This window comes from Stenotrophomonas sp. BIGb0135, from assembly GCF_024810105.1.
GTDB classification, from domain to species: domain Bacteria; phylum Pseudomonadota; class Gammaproteobacteria; order Xanthomonadales; family Xanthomonadaceae; genus Stenotrophomonas; species Stenotrophomonas maltophilia_AB.
This window is the reverse complement of the sequence record NZ_JANUDX010000011.1, coordinates 1-20,260: the sequence shown is the minus strand read 5'-3', so window position 1 is coordinate 20,260 and position 20,260 is coordinate 1. Positions and strand designations below refer to the sequence as shown.

Sequence of the window (20,260 nt, the reverse complement as noted above, 5' to 3'; positions counted from 1 at the left end):
GTCGCCCCTTACTTCTCGCGCCGCCAGTTCAACGACCCGCGGTTTTCCACCGTGCTCGATTCCACTTCGATATCGAAGCCGCGGCGCAGCAGGTACTTCAACGTCAGCACCGAGCCGCTGCCGACCAGCGAAACGCCGTAACCGACGTACAGCTTGGGCGAGATGTACTTGCCCACGCCGATCACCGATCCGCCCAGCGCGCGCGACTGGCTCACCCCGGCATCGTCCAGGCCCAGCTTGGCGCCCAGCTGCGACGCCAGCAGGCCGCTGCCGGCCGACAGCGCCGCCGAGGCCGCGTTGACCTGCTGGGCCTGGTCGCTGCTGGCGCCGGTCAGGCTGCGGCCCAGCACCAGGTAGGCCAGCGCTTCGGACTGCGACATCGCCGGGGTGGACCACACGTCCACGCGCGGCGACTGCGCGCGACCGGTCACATCGATACCGGCCACGACATCACCGATGGTGCGTTCGGCGCGGATGTTGATGCGTGGGTCGGAGACCGCGTTGTAGTTCCAGTTGAGGTTGCCGCGGGTGATGGTCAGGTCCTGGCCGTAGGCCTTGTAGCGCCCGCTCACTTCCAGCCCGCCGTTGGCGGTCATCTCACGGCCCGGCCGCGACCACACCTGCATCTTGCCGCCCAGTGCGCCCTTCAGGCCGAACCCGCTCATCTTGACCTTGTCGCCCAGGCTCACGGTCAGGTCCATGTCCAGCGGCGAGGTCGGGGTCTCTTCCGGGTCCACCGGGTCCAGCACCACCACGTCTTCGGACACCGAGGTGCCGCGATCCAGCCGCTCCAGGTCGAGGTCGGCCTCGGGCACGTGCACGCTGCCGCGCAACTGCATCGCGGTGCCGGCCAGGGTGAAGTCGAGGTTGGGGTTGGCGATCACGCGCAGCTCGCTGGTATTGGCCAGCAGCACGTTCTCGCCATGGATGTGCAGCTGCAGCGGCTGGGCATCGCCGAACCACGACAGCCCGCCATCCACGAACAGCGTGCCCTTCCCCGAATTGGCCTGCGCGGTGATCTTGGCCGAGCCATCCGGCTGCGCGGTGAAGCTGCCCTTGCCCTCATCGAAGGTCAGGCCCAGCGCCGGGAACTCGCCCTTGAACTTGCTCAGCGTGGCCTCGCCACCCAGCGACGGCGTACCGCGCGTGCCGCGCAGGCTGACGTGGCCTTCGATCAGCCCGGTCGGGCGCACGATGTCCGGTGAGAACAGCTCAAGCCAGTACAGCCGCGCGATGTTCATGTACAGCTCGCCGGTCAGCGGCGCGTTGGCGTCCCAGCCGGTCTGCACCTTGGCATCCACGAAGCCGTCGCCCTGGAAGCCGACGCCGAGCTTGCCGTTGATCTGCGACTGGGTCATCTCCACGTCCACCGAGAAGTGGTCGTAGCGCACCAGTTCACCGCGGGCGTTGTCGCCCAGCCGGATCCCGCCTTCGGCCGAGGCGATCTTGGCGCTGCCTTCCCACGCGTTGCCGCGCGGGCGGATGCGCCCATCCAGGGTCAGCTCGCCGCGCAGGTACATGCGGCGGCCGGATTGCGGTGGCAGCCACGGCTGCACCAGCGCCAGCGGCAGCGCATCGCCGCGGACCAGCAGGCCCTCGCGCGGCCAGTTGGCACTGGCGCACAGCGCACCGCCGGTGGCCGCGCCCAGGCAGGCGTCGCTGAGGGTGACGTTGCTGCCCTGCATGCTGAAGGTCGCCGGCGCGCGCAGGCTCCACGCATCGCCCTTGACCGGTGCGATGCGCAGCGCGCCCAGCTCGCCACGCCACGCCTGGCCCTGCTGGCGCACGCTGCCACTCAACGCCACCGCGCCCAGCTCGTTCTTCGTCTGCGCATCCAGCCGCAGGTTGGACACACTGCCGCGCGCGTCCACGTTCACGCTGTCCAGCAGCATGCCCACCTGCACCTTGCTGCCCTGCACCGCCAGCGTGCCGCTGTCGCCCTGCCACGGCAGGCGGCCCTTGATGCTGATCGCCTCGGCGCTCCAGTCGTCCCAGCGCAGGCCATTGCCGACCAGGTCGGCGGTGATGTCCGGCGCGGTCCGCGGTCCCTTCACCAGCACGTGGCCGCGCAGGCTGCCGCTGCTGCCGGGCAGCAGGTCGTCCAGCTGCACCGGGTCGAGCTGTGCATCGATATCGAGCCGGTCACCGACCGAGCCCTTCGCGGTCAGGCGGCTGTTGCCCACCGCCAGCTTCACGTTGCCCTCGCCCTGTTCGCCGCGCAACGCGAACCGGCCCTGTGCATCCACCGCGCGCTTGCGCAGCGTGCCCTTGATCCCGGGTACGTCGACGGTCGCCTCGTAGCTGCCGGCGGTGCCCGCCGGGCTGCCCACCGGTGCCGGCAACTGCCGGCCCTTGGAGGCCAGCGCGCCGGACAGCTTGCCGTCCCAGCCCGGGACGAAATAGCCCGGGTCGAACGCGGCCAGCTTGACCGCCACATCCCAATCCAGCTGCGGTGCCCAGGCCACCTGGCCGGTCACATCCAGCGACCCGCCCGGGGTGCTGGCCAGCAACTGCTTGATCGCGGCGGCCTGGTCATTGCCGCGCACGTCGAACTGCAGGTCGGCGCTCTGCTTCTCGCGCTCGACCGAGGCCTTGCCCACGGCCGCCCAGTTCTTCAGCGTGCCCGCCAACCCCAGCCGGGCCTCCTTCAGCGTCACCGGCACCGGTGCGGCAGCGCCGGCGGTGGTGGTGTCGGGCGCCGGCACGAAGGTGAGGTCGTTGGCCACCACCGAGAAGCGCAGGCTGGCGTTCTCCTTGTCGGTGAAATCGGCCTTGCCCTGCAACCGCGCCTGCCCACCAAACGCCTTGATCTGCAGCGGTGCCACGGTCAGTACCTGGTCGGCCAGGCCGACCTTGGACGGGGCCAGTTCCACCGCGATGTCGCCCTGCTTGAAGCTGCCTTGCAGGTTGGCCTGGCCGCCCTTGCCGTCGGCCTGCACATCCAGCGCCATCGGCGTACGGGTGGTCGCGTCCATGCCCGGCACCAGCAGTGCCAGATCCAGTTCCCTGCTGCGTGCGCCGGCCTTCCACACCGGGTCGGTGCGGCCGTCGAACACCAGGCTGGCCTGCAGCGGCGCCGGTGCATGGCCGGCAATCGCCACTTCCATATGGCCCAGGTCGCCGCGTGCGACCAGGCCCAGCCGCGCCGGGGTGCGCCCGCGCGGGGCCGGCAGCAGCGCGCCGATGGTGATGTCGGTGTCGTAATCGCTGCGCGGCAGGTAACGCCCGTCCACGCGGAAATCGCCCATGTCGCTGTCGACCTTGAGCTGGCTCGCGCGGAACTCGCCGTTGGCGATCTCCACCCCGCCGCGCACCTTGGCGATGTCGATCAGCGGCTGCTGGGCCTGGGTGATGCGGAAGCCATCGATGACGATGGTGTCGGCCTGGATCGCCAGTGGCATTTCGATCTGCGGCAGCGACTCCGGCCACGACGGCAGTTCGAACGGCTCATCGCTCTTGGCCAGGTTCAAGGTGGCGTTCTTGAGCTGCAGCGCATCCAGTTGCAGCTTGCGCCCGAGCAGCGGCCGGATGTCCGGATCCAGGTAGGCGCGCTCGGCGGTGAAGTGGATGTCGTCGTAACGGAAGTCCAGGTCGTGCAGCACCAGCGGCCCGGCCACCGGGCCGTCGACCTTGCTCCAGGTCAGCGTCGCACCGACCGGCAACCGCGCCACCACCTGGGCCAGCAGCACGTCGCGGCCGGCCACCGTCTGCAGCAGCCAGTACAGCAGCAGCAGCGCCAGCAGCACCAGGCCCAGCACGGTGAACCCGGACCACGCCCAGAAGCGGCGCTTGCGGTAGAAACGCACGCGATGCGGCGGTGTCGGGGTGGCGGGAGGCGTCGGCGTGCTCACAGGTCCGCTCCGATGTTCAGGTACAGCTGGAACTGCGAATCGGGGTCATTCAAGCCATGCGCGATGTCCACGCGCACCGGACCCACCGGCGATTTCCAGCGCACGCCGAAGCCCACGCCGGTGTGCAGGTCGATGGTGTTGTCGAACGCGCTGCCGGTATCGACGAACACCGCCGCACCCCACGGCCCGCCCTTGAAATAATGCTCGTACTCGGCCGAGCCGATCACCAGGTTTTTCGCGCCCAGCGCGTATTTGTCCGGTGCGGGTGTGCGTGGGCCGACTTCGCGGTAGGCATAGCCGCGGATGCTGCGATCGCCACCGGCGAAGAAGCGCAGGCTCGGCGGCATCGCCACCAGGTCGCTGGTCCACGTCGTGCCGCCTTCGCCACGCAGGATCAGGCGGTCGCTGTCGCCGATCGGCACGTACCAGCGCAGCACCATGTTGGCCTGCACGAAGCTGGTGTCCGAGCCCGCCCCCTCCACGCCGCCGCGCAGCGTGGCGCTGCCGCTCACGCCTCTACGCGGGAACAGGTCGTCGTCCACGTTGACGTAGTCGGCCACCAGTTGCGGGTACACCAGCGTGGAGGTGTTGTAGACCGCGTCGGTGAACTCGGTGCCCGAGGCATAGCGCCAGCGCTCGCGCAGTGCGTTGATCGACGCGATCGCGGTCCAGTGTTCGTTGATTTCGCCGCTGCGGCTGGCCGACAGCTTGAAGTTGCGCAGGTCGATGTAATCGGTCTGCTCGTCATACGCACTGGCGGTGAACGCATACCAGCCGTCCAGCCAGGCGAACGCGGGAATGCGGTAGCTGGTCACCAGGCTCTTGCGCTTCTGCGCATAGTCCAGCTGGGTGTTCATCTTGTGGCCGCGGCTGTTGAGGAACCGCCGCTCCAGGCCGCCGCGCACACCGGCGCCGCTCTCGCTGCCGTAGCTCAGGCCCGCGGTGTAGATGGTGCGCTTGGCGCGGGTCAGGTTGACGTCCACCGGCACGTCGCCATTGTCGTCGGCCTGGTCCGGGCGCGGCTGGATGTCGATCACGCTGAAGTAGTCCAGCTTGGTCAGCGACTCGCGCAACCGGTCCAGCTTGCCTTCGTGGAAATAGCTGCCCTTGTCCCAGTACACCAGCGGATCGAACAACGTATCGACGAAATAGTCCTGGTGGAAGCGGATATCGCCCATGTTGTAGCGGCGGCCGCTGTCCCAGGTCAGGTCGATGTCCGCGGCGTTCTCGGCGCGGGTGATCTGCACCTGGCGCTGGGTGTAGTCGGCGTCGAAATAGCCGCGCTCGGCCAGGCGCCGGGTCACGGTGATCTTGCTGGCTTCGTACTGGGTATGCTCGAAGCGTTGGCCCTTGCGCGGCTTGAACTTCTCCAGGTCTTCCTGCAGGTATTGATCGTTCTGCGCCGGGCCGGTGATGTCGATGTTCTCGCGCCGCACCAGGGTCGGCGGCCCCTTTTCCACGTGGATCACCACGCGCAGGTTCTCGCCCTCGCGCGGGCTCTCGACCTTGATCACCGGGTTGTAATAGCCGAATGGCTCCAGCGCCTCGCGGGTCTGGCGCTCGGCCTGGGACAACAGGTATTCCAGCCGCGATTCGCCCTGCGGCTTGCCGATGGTGTCATACAGCGACAGCGAGACCTCGATGTTCTCGATCATCTCGGCGTCGTCGCCCTTGTCCAGTCCGTTGATGTCCACCTTGTCGATCGTTCCGCGGGCGTGTGCCACCGAAGCGGTGGCCAGCGACAGGAACATCAGGGGAAGGGCGTAATTCTTTGGCTGCATGGACACAGCATAACGGGCCATCGCAAGCATGCGAAATCGGCGTGGCTGTTTCAGAACGGCAGTGAAGGACCCGTTAAAATCGGCCAGAAGACGGCGTGTGACGTTAACTGCCTGATCGATGTCGGCAGGCGGTCGGACAGAACCGTCCGCAACGGTTCGCCCGCCCCTCGCCACGCGGCCCCACGATGCGGGGAACGCCGGAAAAACAGAAGGCGCGAGCGGCGTTGGCCAGTCGCGCCTTCGGAGGTTCCGCGGGGCAATGGATGCCCCGGCCACCTCAGCTGGACAGATGCTCGATCGCCGCCACGCTGCCCAGGCGGTCGCCCAGGCGCTTGAGCAGGGCCAGGCGATTGCCGCGCAGCGCGGGATCCTCGGCGTTGACCATCACCGCATCGAAGAACGCATCCACCTGCGGGCGCAGGCGCGCCAGCCGGTTCAACACGCTCACATAGTCCTTCTGGTGCAGGCTGGCGTTGCTGTCGTCGATGGCCGCTTCCACCGCTTCGGCCAGCTCGCTCTCGGCCGGCTCGGCCAACAGCGCCGGATCGACCATGCCCGGGATGTCGCCCTCGACCTTGCGCAGGATGTTGCGGATGCGCTTGTTGGCGGCGGCCAGCGCCCCGGCCTCCGGCAACGCCGCGAAGATGCCGATGGCATCGATGCGGCGGTCGACGTCGTACAGCGAGGCCGGCTTCAGTTCGGCCACCGCGTTGAAATGCGTGGCCGGCACGCCCTTGTCGGCGTAGTAGCCGCGCAGGCGGTCGAGGATGAAGTCGTACAGCTCCTGCGGCAGCGCCTCGGTCTTGCGCTCGGCACTGGGCTGCACGCCCACCGGCAGCCCGGCAATGGCGGTACCGATCAGCGCGCGCAGGTCCAGGTCGAACCCGCTCTCGATGATCGTCCGCGCCAGGCCCAGCGCATTGCGGCGCAGCGCGAACGGGTCCTTGTTGCCGGTCGGCTTCAGGCCCGCGGCAAAGCCGCCGGCCAGCGTGTCCAGGCGCTCGGCGATGGCCAGCACCTTGCCCAGCACCGACAGCGCGATGTCGTCGCCGCCGAAGCGCGGCTGGTAGGCCTCGTCGATGGCCAGCGCCACCTCGGGCGATTCACCACCGGTCAGCGCGTAGTGGCGGCCGGCGATGCCCTGCAGCTCCGGGAACTCGTTGACCATGCGCGACTGCAGGTCGTTCTTGGCCAGCACCGCGGCGCGCCGGGCGAGCACCGGATCGGCGCCCACCTGCGGCGCGATCGCCTCGGCCAGCGCCACCACGCGGGCCACCTTGTCGGCCACGCTGCCCAGCTTGGCCTGGTAGGTGACGGTCTTCAGGCCGTCGCCCATCGCGTCCAGGCCCTGCTTGAGGTCTTCGTCGAAGAAGAACTTGGCATCGGAGAAACGCGGACGGATCACCCGCTCGTAGCCCTTGGCCACCTCGGCCACCTCCTTGGATTCGATGTTGGCAATGCCGATGAACTTCTCGGTCAGCTTGCCGCCGGCATCCAGCACCGGGAAGAACTTCTGGTTGATCTCCATCGTCTCGATCAGCGCTTCCTGCGGCACCGCCAGGAACTCGCGTTCGAAACTGCACAGCACCGGCGCCGGCCATTCCACCAGGTTGACCACCTGTTCCAGGTTGTCATCGGTAATCCGCGCCTGGCCACCCGCCCGGGCGGCTTCGGCATTGACCTGCTCGACGATGCGCGCGCGGCGCACGTCGGCATCGACCAGCACGAAGGCAGCCTGCAGCGAGCTCACGTAGTCTTCCGGCGAGGACAGCCACACGGTCTTGTCGTGCATGAAGCGATGGCCGCGGCTCATGCGGTCGGCCGTCAGGCCCAGCAGCTCGGCCTCCACGATGTCCTTGCCGTGCAGCAGCACCAGCCAGTGCACCGGCCGGGCGAAGCCGTAGGCATGGCTGCCCCAGCGCATCGGCTTGGGGATCGGCATCGCCGCGATCGCCTCGCGCAGGATCTCCGGCAGCAGCGTCGCGGTGCGCGCGCCCGGGGTGGTGGACCGGTGCACGAAGCGCTCGCCCTTGGAGTCCGATGCCTTTGGTAGCTCCTCCCAGTCAGAGACACCCACTTTTCTGATGAAACCTAGCAAGGCAGGCGTCGGCACCGGCTTCTGAATAGGCGGTGTCGTGTGGGTGCTGCCAGTGCCAGGTCCTTGTATGACAGAGGGCGTAGTTGCAGGAGGCATTGCAAGTGCCAGGTTTACGTAGGGGCCCAGCACTTCCGAATGCTGTTCCGGTTGTTCGACGGCCACGCCGGGCAGCAGCACGGCCAGGCGGCGCGGGGTCGACAGCGGCTTGGCATCACCCATCTCGACCGCGATGCCGCGCTTGGTCAGGCCGTCCACGATGCCATCGAAGAAGGCCTGGGCCAGGCCCGGCAGCGCCTTCACCGGCAGTTCTTCGGTGCCCAGTTCGATCAGCAGCGGCAGCATCGTGCTCATGCCTGCACCTCCTTGGCGGCGACGGCTTCGAGGCGCTTGGCCTCGTACAGCTTGGCCACCGCCTGGGCCAGCGCGCGCACGCGCAGGATGTAGCGCTGGCGCTCGGTCACGCTGATCGCGCGGCGCGCGTCCAGCAGGTTGAAGGCATGGCTGGCCTTGCACACCTGCTCGTAGGCCGGCAGCGGCAGGCCGACGTCGACCAGCGTCTGTGCTTCCTTTTCGCACGCATCGAAACGGTGGAACATTTCCTCCACGTCGGCGTACTCGAAGTTGTAGGTGCTCTGCTCGATCTCGTTCTGCAGGTACACATCACCGTAGGTGACCGGCGTGCCATCCGGACCGTAGGTCCAGACCAGGTCGTAGACGTTGTCGCAGTTCTGCAGGTACATGCACAGGCGCTCGAGGCCGTAGGTGATCTCGCCGAGCACCGGCTTGCACTCCAGGCCGCCGGCCTGCTGGAAGTAGGTGAACTGGGTAACTTCCATGCCATTGAGCCAGACTTCCCAGCCCAGGCCCCAGGCGCCCAGCGTCGGCGATTCCCAGTTGTCCTCGACGAAGCGCAGGTCGTGCACCAGCGGGTCGATGCCCAGCGCCTTGAGCGACTCCAGGTACAGCTGCTGGATGTTGTCCGGGCTCGGCTTCATCGCCACCTGGTACTGGTAGTAGCGCTGCAGGCGGTTCGGGTTTTCGCCGTAGCGGCCGTCGGTGGGACGACGCGAGGGCTGCACGTACGCCGCGTTCCAGCTTTCCGGACCGATCGAGCGCAGGAACGTGGCCGGGTGGAAGGTGCCCGCACCGACCTCCAGGTCCAGCGGCTGGATCAGCACGCAGCCCTGCTGCGCCCAATACTGGTTGAGGGTCTGGATCAGGCCCTGGAAAGTGATCGGAACGCTCTTCGTGACGGACATGCGGCGGATTCTTGCCTGCAGGAGGGGTGCGCTAGTATAGCCAGCGACTGCGTTGCCGCCTCCCGGACGGCCCCACCCCATTACTGCGCGCCCGGCGCGCTACGAGGACTTTGGCGGATGGACCAGCGCCCCCCGGACCTTTCCGGCCCTGCCCCCGACCCTGCGGTGGCCGCCCCGGTGCCACTGCCGACCGGCCGCCTCGGCTTCGACCAGGTCGCCACCGCGCTGGTCGCCGACGGCCTGGTCGCCGATGCCGACCTGGAACGGATCCGTTTTTCCGCCCAGGGCGCGCGCAACGCCAGCGAAGTGCATCCGCTGGTCCTGCTGGCCAACCTCAAGCTGACCGCCAGCGGCGGCGGCGAGCTGGGCCTGGAACGGCTGACCGAATGGCTGGCCGAACGTACCGGCAGCCGCTACCTGCGGATCGACCCGACCCGGGTCGACGTCGCCTCGGTCACCGCGCTGGTCTCCCATGCCTACGCGCGCCGCCATCGCTTCCTGCCGCTGGCGGTGGATGGCGAACGCCTGCTGGTGGCCACCAGCGAACCGCTCGCCCAGGAATGGCTGCGCGACCTGCAGCACCTGACCCGGCGCCGGATCGAGCTGGCCATGGTCAACCCGCTCGACCTGCACCGCTACACCATGGAGTTCTTCGGGGTCACCCGCTCGGTGCGCGGTGCCCGCGGCGACGTGCGCGGCGAAACCAACGGCACCCTGCCCAGCTTCGAGCAGCTGGTCGAACTGGGCCGCGCCGGCGACGTCAACGCCGACGACCAGCACATCGTGCACATCGTCGACTGGCTGCTGCAGTACGCCTACGAGCAGCGCGCCTCGGACATCCACCTGGAGCCGCGCCGCGACATGGGCCGCATGCGCTTCCGCATCGACGGGGTGCTGCACAAGGTGTTCGAGGTACCACCGGCGGTGATGACCGCCGTGGTCAGCCGGATCAAGGTGCTCGGGCGCATGGACCTGGCCGAACGGCGGCGCCCGCAGGACGGCCGCATCAAGACCCGCTCGCCGGGGGGCCGCGAAGTGGAAATGCGCCTGTCCACCATGCCCACCGCGTTCGGCGAGAAGTGCGTGATGCGCATCTTCGACCCGGATGCGGCGTTCAAGAGCATCGACCAGCTCGGCTTCAGCCCGCAGGAAGCGGCCGGCTGGACCGCCCTGGTCGAGCGCCCGCACGGCATCGTGCTGGTCACCGGCCCGACCGGCTCGGGCAAGACCACCACCCTGTATTCCACGCTCAAGCGCCTGGCCACCCCGGACGTCAACGTCTGCACGGTGGAAGACCCGATCGAGATGATCGCCCCGGAATTCAACCAGATGCAGGTGCAGACCAACATCGACCTGGACTTCGCCAGCGGCGTGCGCACCCTGCTGCGGCAGGACCCGGACATCATCATGATCGGCGAAATCCGCGACCTCGAAACCGCGCAGATGGCGGTGCAGGCCTCGCTCACCGGCCACCTGGTGCTGTCCACCCTGCATACCAACGACGCCCCCTCGGCGATCACCCGCCTGCTCGACCTGGGCGTGCCCCACTACCTGCTGGCCTCCACCCTCAACGGCGTCCTGGCCCAGCGCCTGGTGCGCACCCTGTGCCCCCACTGCAAGGTGCCGCGCCCGCTCAGCGCCGCCCAATGGGCGGTACTTTCTGATGCCGAAGAAGCATTACCTCAGGCACCCACGCCATATGCACCGGCCGGCTGCATCGACTGCCGACGCACCGGTTACCTGGGTCGGGTCGGGCTGTATGAGTTGCTGCCATTGGGCTCGCGCCTGCGCAGCCTGATCCGCGCGGACATGGATCTGGCCGCATTCAACCGGGCTGCGCGTGCTGAAGGGGTGCGAACCCTGCGCCGCGCGGGACTTGAAAAGGTGGCCGCAGGGCTGACTACAATCGAGGAAGTCCTGTCAGTGCTGCCGCCCCCGGATGAATTCCGCCCCGTTCCTGATTCTTGAAACCGGCCAACCCGTCGCCTCGCTGCGCCGCTACGGGCGGTTCCCGCATTGGATCCGCGTGGCCGCCGGGCTGGACGCGGACGAAACGGTGGTGGTGGACGTCGAACATGGGGGTGCCCTGCCCGACCACCGCCACTTCGCCGGCGTGATCGTCACCGGCTCGGCGGCCTACGTCACCGACCGGGCCGAGTGGAGCGAACGCAGCGCGCAGTGGCTGCGCAGCGCCGTCCACGACGAGCGCCCGGTGTTCGGCATCTGCTACGGCCACCAGCTGCTGGCGCATGCCCTCGGCGGCGAGGTGGCCTACAACCCGGCCGGCCGCGAGTCCGGCACCATCGAGCTGGCCCTGGACCCCTCGGCCAGCAGCGACCCGCTGTTCGCCGGCCTGCCCGAGCGCTTCCCGGCCCACGCCACCCACCTGCAGACGGTGCTGCGTGCACCGGACGGGGCGGCGATCCTGGCGCGCTCGGCCCAGGACAACTGCCATGCCTTCCGCTTCGGCCGCCAGGCCTGGGGCGTGCAGTTCCATCCGGAGTTCGCCACCCACCACATGCGCGGCTATGTACGCGCCCGCGCCGAGTGCATCCGCAGCCACGGCGGCTGCGCGCGCAGCGTCGCCCGCGGGGTCAGCGCCGCGCCGTTGGCGCGGCAGTTGCTGCGCCGTTTCGTGCGCCAGGCGCGCAACGCCTGAGCCGCGCGCCGGGTGTGCCGATGGCGTGTCCCGGCCAACCCACCCGGCCTTCAGGTGCCGGGCACGGAAAACAGGGATAATCCAAAGGATTCGGGGCCAACAGGCCCCTTCCCCTGTTCCGGAATGGTATGAGCGAGATTCGCAAGCTGCCCGCCTCTGCGGGCGCCCAATGGCTGCTGGACGCGTTTTCCGTGTATGGCCGAGCCCCCATGCAGTTGGCGGTGCTTGGCGTGATCGGCATGCTGGTCAGCTCGTTGATCCTGGTGCTGGCGCAGATGCTGCCCGGCTGGCTCGGCGTGCTGGTGCAGCTGCTGTCGCTCGCGGTCGGGCCGCTGGTGTTCGGCGGCATGTTGTGGGCGGTGGGCGAGATCGACCGTGGCAACCGCGCCGTGCCCAACCACCTGCTGCAGCCGATCCGCGATCGCCGCGTCACCCACCTGCTGGTGCCGCTGGCCATCCAGCTGATCGCGGTGATCGCGCTGGGCACCCTGCTGTTGGCCCTGGTCGGTACCCAAGGCCTGGCCGCCTCCAGCGAGATGCTGCAGAAGCTGCAGGAACTGCAGCAATCCACGGCCCAGCCCAGCAACGATCAGATCATGGCCGTGATGGCCGATGTGCCGGTCAAGCGCATCCTGCTGTGGATGGTGATCGCGTTCGCCGCGTTCGTGGCGCTGAGCATGGCCATGTTCACCCAGCCGGCGCTGGTCGTGTTCGACCGCCAGAGCGGCATGCATGCGCTGCGCATGAGCCTGCAGGGCTGCCTGGAAAACTTCGGCGCGATGGCCGTGTTCATGGTGCTCGGCCTGATCGCCACGCTGTGCATCTACTTCCTGGTGTTCGTGCTGATGCAGGTGGCGCTGCTGGTCGGCGGCATGGGTGCGGCGACGTTCGTGATGCAGCTGGCGGTGGCCACGGTGATCATGCCGCTGTATGTCGGCGCCGTGTACGCTGCCTGGAAGCAGATGTTCGCGCACCGCGGCCGCACCCCGCCGCCCCCGGCACCGGGTGGCCCAGGCAACGTGTTCGCGGCCTGATGCGCCAACAAAAAAACCCCGGCCAAGGCCGGGGTTTTTTGTTGTTGACGCGGCCCATCACCCGGCCGGCTTCACCACCGAGGAGGGCACCAGCCACCTCGCCGCGTGGATCCCCAGCTCGTAAAGCACGCACATCGGGATTGCCAGCAACAGCTGCGACACCACATCCGGCGGCGTCAGCACCGCCGCCACGATGAAGATACCCACCACCGCATAGCCGCGGCTGTCCTTGAACTGCTGCGGCGTCACCCAGCCCAGCAGCACCAGGATCACCATCGCCACCGGCAGCTCGAAGCTGCTGCCGAACGCGAAGAAGATCGCCAGCACGAAGTCCAGGTAGGCGTTGGCATCGGGGGTGATCGCGATCACCTCCGGGCGGAAGGTGGTCAGGAAGTGGAACACCGCCGGCAACACCAGGAAGTAGGCGAACGCGCAGCCCAGGTAGAACAGCAGCACCGACGACACCAGCAGCGGCACCGCCAGGCGTTTTTCACGCGCGTACAGCCCCGGCGCCACGAACGACCACAGCTGGTACAGCAGCCACGGCACCGCCACGAACACAGCCACGAAGAAGGTGAGCTTGAGCGGTGCGAAGAAGGCACCGGCCGGATTGGTCGCAATCATCGTCTGCCCGTTGGGCAGCTGCGAAATCAGCGGTTCGGCCAGCCACGTATAGATCGTGCGCGAAAACGGCAGCAACAGCAGCAGCACCACCAGCAGGCCGATGATCGCGCGCACCAGGCGCGCACGCAGCTCGATCAGATGCTCCACCAGCGAGCTTTCCGGATACTCGTGGTCGCTCATCGCGGCGCCTCGTTGCCCGGCGACGGCGGTTCGGCCGCTGCGTCGTCGGTGTGCGGCAGTCGCACGGGGTCCGGCGCGACCGGTGCCGGGGTCGCGCGCGGCGACGTGCCATCGATACCCGGCGGCGCCATCGCGTCACGCGGCGGCGTCTGGGCGTCGACCGCATCCGGCGCCACCACGTGCTGGGCAACACTGGCCGGCGAACCCGGCGCCGGGCCGGTCATCACCGGTTCGTCGCTGGCCGCAGCGGCCACCGCATCGCCGTGGCGTGCCACGTCCTGGCGCATCATCTCGGCCTCGCGGCGCACCGCTTCGCCACTGGCGCGCAGCTGCGCCTCGGTGTCCCGCACGGACGACTGCACGTCGCGGAACTGTCGCTTGATCTCATCGGCGTGCAGTTCGCGCTCCAGCTCCTGCTTCACCGAATCCCACTGGTTGCGGGCACGGCGCACCCACAACCCGGCAAAGCGCGCCGCCTTGGGCAGGCGCTCGGGGCCAAGCACGACCAGGGCCACCACCGCGATGACCAGCAGTTCACTGAAGCCGATATCGAACACGCCGATCCGTCCCGATCAACGCGGGTCGCGGTCGTGCTCGGTCTGCGACGTCGTCGTCGAGTCCTGCGGACGCGAGCTGTCGCCGAGCTGCGCGTTCGGCTTGTCCTCGTCGCGCATGCCCTTCTTGAATTCCTTGACGGCGCTGCCAAGGTCCTTGGCGCCGCTGGTCAGTTTCTTGGTGCCGAACACCAGCAGAACGATGACCAGCACGACCAACCAATGCCAGATGCTGAAACTGCCCATGAGCGGCTCGCGTTACGTAGTGATCAGACGGTTGAGCATAGCGCACCGGCCATGGGCCGGCGCGCGTGACGAAAGTCAGTTGCCGTCCAGCGATTCAGTGCGGACCTCGCCCTCACCCACCGACTGGAAACCCTGCTGCGGCGCCGGCTGGGCCGGGGTCGGCTGCAGCGGTGCGGTGGTCGCCCCACCCACCGGGGCCTGTTCAGTCACGGGCGCGGCAACCGGGGCGGCCTGGCGTGCCGCCGGGGGCGGCGCCGTGCCGGCGGTACCGCGCTTCTCGCGGGCGGTATAGGTGGCTTCTTCCAGGCGATCACGGAAGGCCACCACGTCGATCGACGGCGGTTCGCCCATGCGCCCTTCGAACACCATGCGGGGGGTGGTGTTGGTGCCGTAGGCATCCAGGTTGGCCGCATCATCGATCTGCAGCACCGCGCCATCCAGCGCCACGCCGGCAAACAGGCCGCGCGCCCGCGACCACGACCAGATCTCGGCCTTCAGCTGGCCATCGGTGGCGGCCGCGGCATTGCGGCCGACCGGGCCAGCGGCCACGCCGGCATCGGCGCCGAGGGTGAACTTGCCGTTGACCAGATTGTCCAGGCTGCGGTCATTGCGGAACACCAGCACCACGTCCGAGGACTGCACGCCGGCCTGGAAGCCGATGCTGCCCCCGGTGAGCTTCACGAAAACCGGGTTGGACCAGCTCCCGTCGGGGTTCTTGACCGACATCAGGCCATGGCCACGGCGCCCGCCAATCACCAGGCCTGCCTTGATCGTGTCGGGAATGACCACGATCGCGCGGCCTTCATCCAGCAACTTGTCCGGAATGCCCTGCTCGGGGATCTCCTGGATTTCATTGAGCACCCGCACCGCGTTGCGGGCGCGCTGGTCTTCCTGCGGCCCGGCCATCGCCTGGGAGGACAGCATCAGGCTGGCGGAGATCAACAGTGCAAGGCTAAGGCGGCGCATGGTGGGCTCCAGAAGTCGATTCAGACAAAGATAAAGCAAGTCGGCGCGGGCAACGTCGCGCAAGGGCGATCAATATGCTTTCCCGACGTTAGAAGCACGCCGATGAATCGGCAATGAGTGATACCGCCTATGGATATGCGAAACACATGACATCCATTGGTTGATTCCATCCCGTCAATCGCGCAGACCTGCGAGAATGGCCCCATGCTCGACGCACCCGACACCGCCGTGCTGGCGGTCAATCTAGGCACGCCCGAGACGCCAACCGCCCCGGCGGTGCGTCGCTACCTGGCTGAATTCCTCAGCGATCGCCGCGTGGTCGCGATCCCGCCGATCCTGTGGAAACCCCTGCTGTACGGGCTGATCCTGCCGCTGCGCAGCGGCCGCTCGGCGGCCAAGTACGCCCAAGTCTGGCTGCCCGACGGGTCGCCGCTGATGGTGTACACGCGTCGGCTGGCCGAGGCCATGCAGGGCCTGATGCCCAACCTGCGGGTACGCCATGCGATGCGCTACGGCGCCCCCGCCCTGACCGCCGAGCTGGACCGGCTGGCGGCCGAGGGCATCCACCGGATCGTGGTGCTGCCGCTGTATCCGCAGTACTCCACCACCACCACCGCCTCGATCGAAGACCAGGTCCGCGATTGGCAGCCGCGCCATCCGGGCGTCACGGTCACCCTGGTGCGCGATTACGCGGTCGATCCGGACTGGGTGGAGGCGGTGGCCGAGAGCATCCGCGAGTGGTGGGCCGAACACGGTCGCGGCGAGCAGTTGGTGTTCTCCTTCCATGGCATCCCGCAGCGGCTGGCTGACGCCGGCGATCCCTATCCGCAGCGTTGCCAGGCCAGTGCGCAGGCGATCGCGCAGGCGCTCGGGCTGCCCGACGACGCCTGGCGCCTTACCTACCAGTCGCGCTTCGGCCGCGAAAAGTGGCTGCAGCCCTATGCCGAGCCCACCCTCTGGGCGATGGCCGAAAGCGGCGTGCGCCGGATCGACGTGGTGTGCCCCGGGTTTGCCACCGACTGCCTGGAAACCCTGGAGGAAGTCGCGCTGGGGTTCACCGAGACCGTGGCCGAACGTGGCGCGCAGATGCGCTACATCCCCTGCCTCAACGATGCCCCCGGACACGCGCTGGCCTTGTCGCGGCTGAGCATCGCGGCGTTGGCATGACCCTGCAGCCGTTCTCCATGACGGTGGGCGGCTTCGTTGCCGCCGGGCTGCGCGCCGCCAACCCGGACGGGCGGCGCGTCCTGGCCCTGCACGGCTGGCTCGACAACGCGGCCAGCTTCGTGCCGCTGGCCGCGCAGTTGCCGGGCCTGGACCTGGTCGCGCTGGACCTGCCTGGCCATGGCCACAGCGCGCACCTGCCCGCCGGCACCCAATACAACACCCCCGGTGCAATCTGCCACGTACTCGACGTGGCCGATGCGCTGGGCTGGGATCGCTTCACCCTGCTCGGCCACTCGATGGGGGCCGGCATCGCCAGCCTCACCGCCGCTGCCGCGCCGGAACGGGTGGAGCGGCTGGTGGCCATCGAAGCGCTGGGGGGCCTGCGCGGCCCGGAAGATGAAACCGCCACGCGCCTGCGCGAGCACGTACGTGCCGCCCGCGCGTTGCCGGGAAAGAACCTGCGCGTGTTTGCCGACCTGGCCGCGCCGATCCGCGCCCGCATGATGACCAACCAGCTCAGCGAGGCGTGCGCGCGCCTGCTGGTCGAGCGTGGGGTCAAGCCGGTGGAAGGCGGGTACAGCTGGTGCAGCGACCCGCGCCTGATGCTGCCCACGGCGATGCGCCTGAGCGAAGCGCAGATCGACGATCTGCTCGCCGCCATCGAGTGCCCCACCCAGGTGATCTATGCCACGCCAGCGCAGTCCTACTATCCCGAGCCGCTGCGCAGCCAGCGCATCGGCCTGCTGCGCGATGGCCGGCTGGCGGTGTTTCCCGGCACGCATCACCTGCACATGGAACATCCGCAGCGCGTCGGCGACGTGATCAACGCGTTCCTCGCCGACTGAGCCCATCGGTCGCGAGGTACTGCGACAACCTGACGCACTCAATTTCCACGCGATTGGACCGATACCGATAAGGCAGGACGATGTCTTCGTCCTGTGCCGTCGCATGCTCCGCCGCCGCGAAGCCGCGCACCACCCCAAGGCTTCAGGGAACGTCGTCGCAATGCCGTGTTGGCCGTGCCACCGCCCACAGGACCGGGCCATGCCGGCGGTGCTCCGTACCGTCGCCGCGGCCACGTGCGCCGCGCGCCGGCCCCCCATCTTCCGCATCCTCGCAGCGCCCACCGTATCGGTGACCGGCGCTCCCCCGGCCTGTCCGCATCGCTGCGCGATGGGCTTTTCCGCCTGTTTCTGACCCCGGAGTCGTCATGTCTGCCCATCCGCTCGCCCCGTCACGCCCGCCCGATCCCGTCCGCGCCATGCAGCCATCGGTCGTCCGCCACACGGCGCATACCCTGCTCTGCATCGCCGCCGCGCTGCTGCTGGCCATCACCGGCGGTGCCGCCGTCTGGCAGTCACAGCCGTGGTTGTTGCTGCCACTGGCACTGGCCGCGGTGGTGCTGAGCATCCTGGGCGCACGCCTGCGCCGGGGCGCCCAGGAGGTGCAGCGCGAGCTACGCCGCGCCGAAAGCGACGCGCGTGCCCGCGCCGACGTGCATGCAGGGGCCGCCGCGGGGCACGCCGAGAACGCGCAGATCCGCCAGGCGCTGGACGTGTCGCGCACCGCGATGATGATCGCCGACAACGACCACGTCATCCGCTACGTCAACCAGTCCGTGGTGACCTTGCTGCGCAACCAGCAGGTCAGCCTGCGCGAGGCCTTCCCGGACTTCGACGCCGAACGCCTGGTCGGCAGCAGCATCCATCGCTTCCACGTGGACCCCGACCGCATCCGCGCCATCCTCAACACGCTGCAGCAGGTGCATCACGGTCGCGTGCGGATCGGGCCGGTGCATTTCGCCCAGGTGGTGACGCCGGTGTTCGACGCGGCCGGCGCGCGCCTGGGCTTCGCGGTGGAATGGCATGACCGTACCCAGGAGCTGCAGCTGGAGACGGCGGTGGCCGACATCGTGGCCGCTGCCACCCGGGGCGACCTGGACCAGCGCCTGCCGACCGCCAACGCGGGCACCAGCTTCCTCGACGGCCTGACCGGCGGCATCAACCACTTGCTGGAGAGCGTCGGCGGCACCGTCGGCGAGATCCGTCGCGTCCTGTCCGCCCTGGCCCAAGGCGACCTGGACCAGCGCATGCAGGGCCAGTTCGACGGCGCGTTCGCCGCCATGCAGCGCGACGCCAATGCGACCGCGGCGCAGCTCACCGCCATGGTCGAGCGCATCAAGCAGTGCACCGGTGCCATCTCACTGGCGGCTGGCGAGATCGCCACCGGCAACAGTGACCTCTCCGAGCGCACCGAACGCCAGGCCGCGCACCTGGAGGAAACCGTCGCCTCGATGGAGGAACTCACCTCCACCGTGCGCCAGAATGCCGAGCACGCACGCCAGGCCACTGCGCTGGCGCAGGGCGCGCAGGACGTGGCCAGCCGCGGCAGCGACGTGGTCGGGCGCGTGGTCACCACCATGGAGGCCATCCAGGCCGCGTCGCGGCGGATCGGCGACATCACCGGCGTGATCGACGGCATCGCCTTCCAGACGAATATTCTCGCCCTCAATGCCGCCGTCGAAGCCGCGCGTGCCGGCGAGCAGGGCCGTGGCTTTGCGGTGGTGGCCAGCGAGGTACGCACCCTGGCGCAGCGCTCGGCCGACGCCGCCAAGGAGATCAAGGCCTTGATCGACGCCTCGGTGCTGCAGGTCGCCGATGGGGCTCGCCTGGCGCACGATGCGGGCAGCACCATGACCGAGATCGTCGGCAGCGTGTCCGCGGTCAGCGGGATCATGGCCGAGATCTCCTCGGCCTCGCAGGAGCAGGCCAGCGGCATCGACCAGGTCAACCAGACCGTGGCACAGATGGATGACGCGACCCAGCAGAATGCGGCACTGGTGGAGGAAGCCAGCGCGGCCGCGCGCCTGCTGGAGGAACAGGCCGCCGAACTGACCGAGGCGGTAGCCGTGTTCCGGCACGCGCAGCAGGCGCCACCGAGCGCGCGGCTGCGCCAGGCGCAGGCCGTGCCGGCCTGACACCGCGGCATCGGGAGTGCGGCAGGTCATTGCTGCACGGCTGGTACACAAACGGCGCCCGCAAGGGCGCCGTTTTTCTGCATGCGTGCATGCAAAGGCCTTCTCGGGATGAGGATGCGGGTCCGGGCCGAATTGCATGCCTTGGCAGCGTCGCATCCTGATCGATCGCCGGAGAGGCCCATGCGTCGACGCGGTAGCAGGCAAGATCGGGGGCGGAGTGTGAAACGACCGTGCCGGGTAGGGCCGAGCCATGCTCGGCAGCCCAGGTGGGTTCATTCCTCGCGATCGGGTAGTGCCGAGCCTTGCTCGGCACCGCAGCGGTGGGGATCATGCAGAGGTGTCGGGACAGCAGCCGAGCATGGCTCGGCTCTACCGAGGCGGGAATCCGCGGAACCGACGCCAGGAGCGTGGCGAACCTCAGGTGAGCCGATTGCCCGCAGTGAGGTAGTGCCGAGCCATGCTCGGCACCGTAGCGGTGGGGATCATGCACAGGTGTCGGGAAAGCAGCCGAGCATGGCTCGGCTCTACCGAGGCGGGGACACGCGGAACCGACACCGGGAGCGGAGCGCGCCATGCGTTGCACCTCAGGTGAACGCATTCCCTTCGGTCAGGTAGTGCCGAGCCATGCTCGGCACCGTAGCGGTGGGGATCATGCACCGGTGTCGTGAAAGCAGCCGAGCGTGGCTCGGCTCTACCGAAGCGGGAACACGCTGAAGCGACGCCGGGACTGTGCCGAGACAGGAACACGATCGACGCCGGGAAAACGCACAAAGAAAAACCCCGCTGCGTGAGCAGCGGGGTTTTTGGGTATAAACCCTGGCGATGACCTACTCTCGCATGGCTTGAGCCACACTACCATCGGCG

General features: G+C 68.5%; 14 protein-coding genes. 6 read left to right on the top strand and 8 right to left on the bottom strand.

Translation table 11 applies throughout. The features are described from left to right. Positions 1-8: 8 nt before the first annotated feature. The 4 genes from M2421_RS17980 to glyQ form a co-directional block, all read right to left on the bottom strand. Entirely contained in the window at positions 9-3,851 is a 3,843-nt protein-coding gene (locus M2421_RS17980) for a translocation/assembly module TamB domain-containing protein (protein WP_259209341.1), read from the bottom strand. Next, positions 3,848-5,632, bottom strand: a complete 1,785-nt coding sequence (locus tag M2421_RS17975; protein ID WP_259209340.1) for an autotransporter assembly complex family protein — start codon at positions 5,630-5,632, stop codon at positions 3,848-3,850. The genes M2421_RS17980 and M2421_RS17975 overlap by 4 nt, the downstream gene beginning before the upstream one ends. 277 nt (positions 5,633-5,909) lie before the next feature. Next, on the bottom strand, positions 5,910-8,081 hold the full coding sequence (gene glyS / locus M2421_RS17970) for a glycine--tRNA ligase subunit beta (RefSeq protein ID WP_259209338.1): 2,172 nt from the start codon (positions 8,079-8,081) through the stop codon (positions 5,910-5,912). Then, positions 8,078-8,989 (bottom strand): glycine--tRNA ligase subunit alpha, encoded by a 912-nt coding sequence (gene glyQ, locus M2421_RS17965; RefSeq protein ID WP_259209335.1) that lies wholly within the window; start codon positions 8,987-8,989, stop codon positions 8,078-8,080. Before glyQ ends, glyS begins: the two co-directional genes overlap by 4 nt. Positions 8,990-9,106: 117 nt before the next feature. Between glyQ and M2421_RS17960 the strand changes: the two genes are divergently transcribed. From M2421_RS17960 to M2421_RS17950, 3 genes are all read left to right on the top strand, one after another. Then, positions 9,107-10,957, top strand: a complete 1,851-nt coding sequence (locus M2421_RS17960; protein ID WP_259209333.1) for a type II/IV secretion system protein — start codon at positions 9,107-9,109, stop codon at positions 10,955-10,957. Further along, entirely contained in the window at positions 10,929-11,648 is a 720-nt protein-coding gene (locus M2421_RS17955) for a glutamine amidotransferase (protein WP_259209330.1), read from the top strand. The genes M2421_RS17960 and M2421_RS17955 overlap by 29 nt, the downstream gene beginning before the upstream one ends. 128 nt (positions 11,649-11,776) lie before the next feature. Beyond that, positions 11,777-12,682, top strand: coding sequence for a BPSS1780 family membrane protein (locus M2421_RS17950; RefSeq protein WP_259209328.1), 906 nt, complete (start codon positions 11,777-11,779; stop codon positions 12,680-12,682). Positions 12,683-12,739: 57 nt separating this feature from the next. On the opposite strand, the gene tatC is transcribed toward M2421_RS17950, so the two are convergent. The 4 genes from tatC to M2421_RS17930 all read right to left on the bottom strand — a co-directional run bounded on the left by tatC (position 12,740) and on the right by M2421_RS17930 (position 15,252). Further along, on the bottom strand, positions 12,740-13,486 hold the full coding sequence (gene tatC, locus M2421_RS17945) for a twin-arginine translocase subunit TatC (RefSeq protein WP_259209326.1): 747 nt from the start codon (positions 13,484-13,486) through the stop codon (positions 12,740-12,742). Next, positions 13,483-14,043: a Sec-independent protein translocase protein TatB gene (gene tatB / locus M2421_RS17940; protein WP_259209325.1), complete on the bottom strand. Its 561-nt coding sequence runs from the start codon at positions 14,041-14,043 to the stop codon at positions 13,483-13,485. The genes tatC and tatB overlap by 4 nt, the downstream gene beginning before the upstream one ends. A 15-nt stretch (positions 14,044-14,058) precedes the next feature. Further along, positions 14,059-14,286, bottom strand: coding sequence for a Sec-independent protein translocase subunit TatA (gene tatA, locus M2421_RS17935; protein ID WP_259209323.1), 228 nt, complete (start codon positions 14,284-14,286; stop codon positions 14,059-14,061). A gap of 75 nt (positions 14,287-14,361) precedes the next feature. After that, positions 14,362-15,252 (bottom strand): YSC84-related protein, encoded by an 891-nt coding sequence (locus M2421_RS17930; protein WP_259209321.1) that lies wholly within the window; start codon positions 15,250-15,252, stop codon positions 14,362-14,364. Between the two features lie 204 nt (positions 15,253-15,456). Here M2421_RS17930 and hemH point away from each other — a divergent pair, with 204 nt between their 5' ends. The 3 genes from hemH to M2421_RS17915 all read left to right on the top strand — a co-directional run bounded on the left by hemH (position 15,457) and on the right by M2421_RS17915 (position 19,396). Continuing rightward, on the top strand, positions 15,457-16,419 hold the full coding sequence (gene hemH / locus M2421_RS17925; RefSeq protein ID WP_259209319.1) for a ferrochelatase: 963 nt from the start codon (positions 15,457-15,459) through the stop codon (positions 16,417-16,419). Beyond that, the gene (locus M2421_RS17920) at positions 16,416-17,264 is read left to right on the top strand and encodes an alpha/beta hydrolase (RefSeq protein ID WP_259209316.1); all 849 of its coding nucleotides are present in this window, start codon (positions 16,416-16,418) and stop codon (positions 17,262-17,264) included. The genes hemH and M2421_RS17920 overlap by 4 nt, the downstream gene beginning before the upstream one ends. A 365-nt stretch (positions 17,265-17,629) precedes the next feature. Beyond that, positions 17,630-19,396 carry a methyl-accepting chemotaxis protein gene (locus M2421_RS17915; protein WP_310440257.1) on the top strand — a complete coding sequence of 589 codons (1,767 nt, stop codon included), beginning with the start codon at positions 17,630-17,632 and terminating at the stop codon, positions 19,394-19,396. Positions 19,397-20,260: the final 864 nt, after the last annotated feature.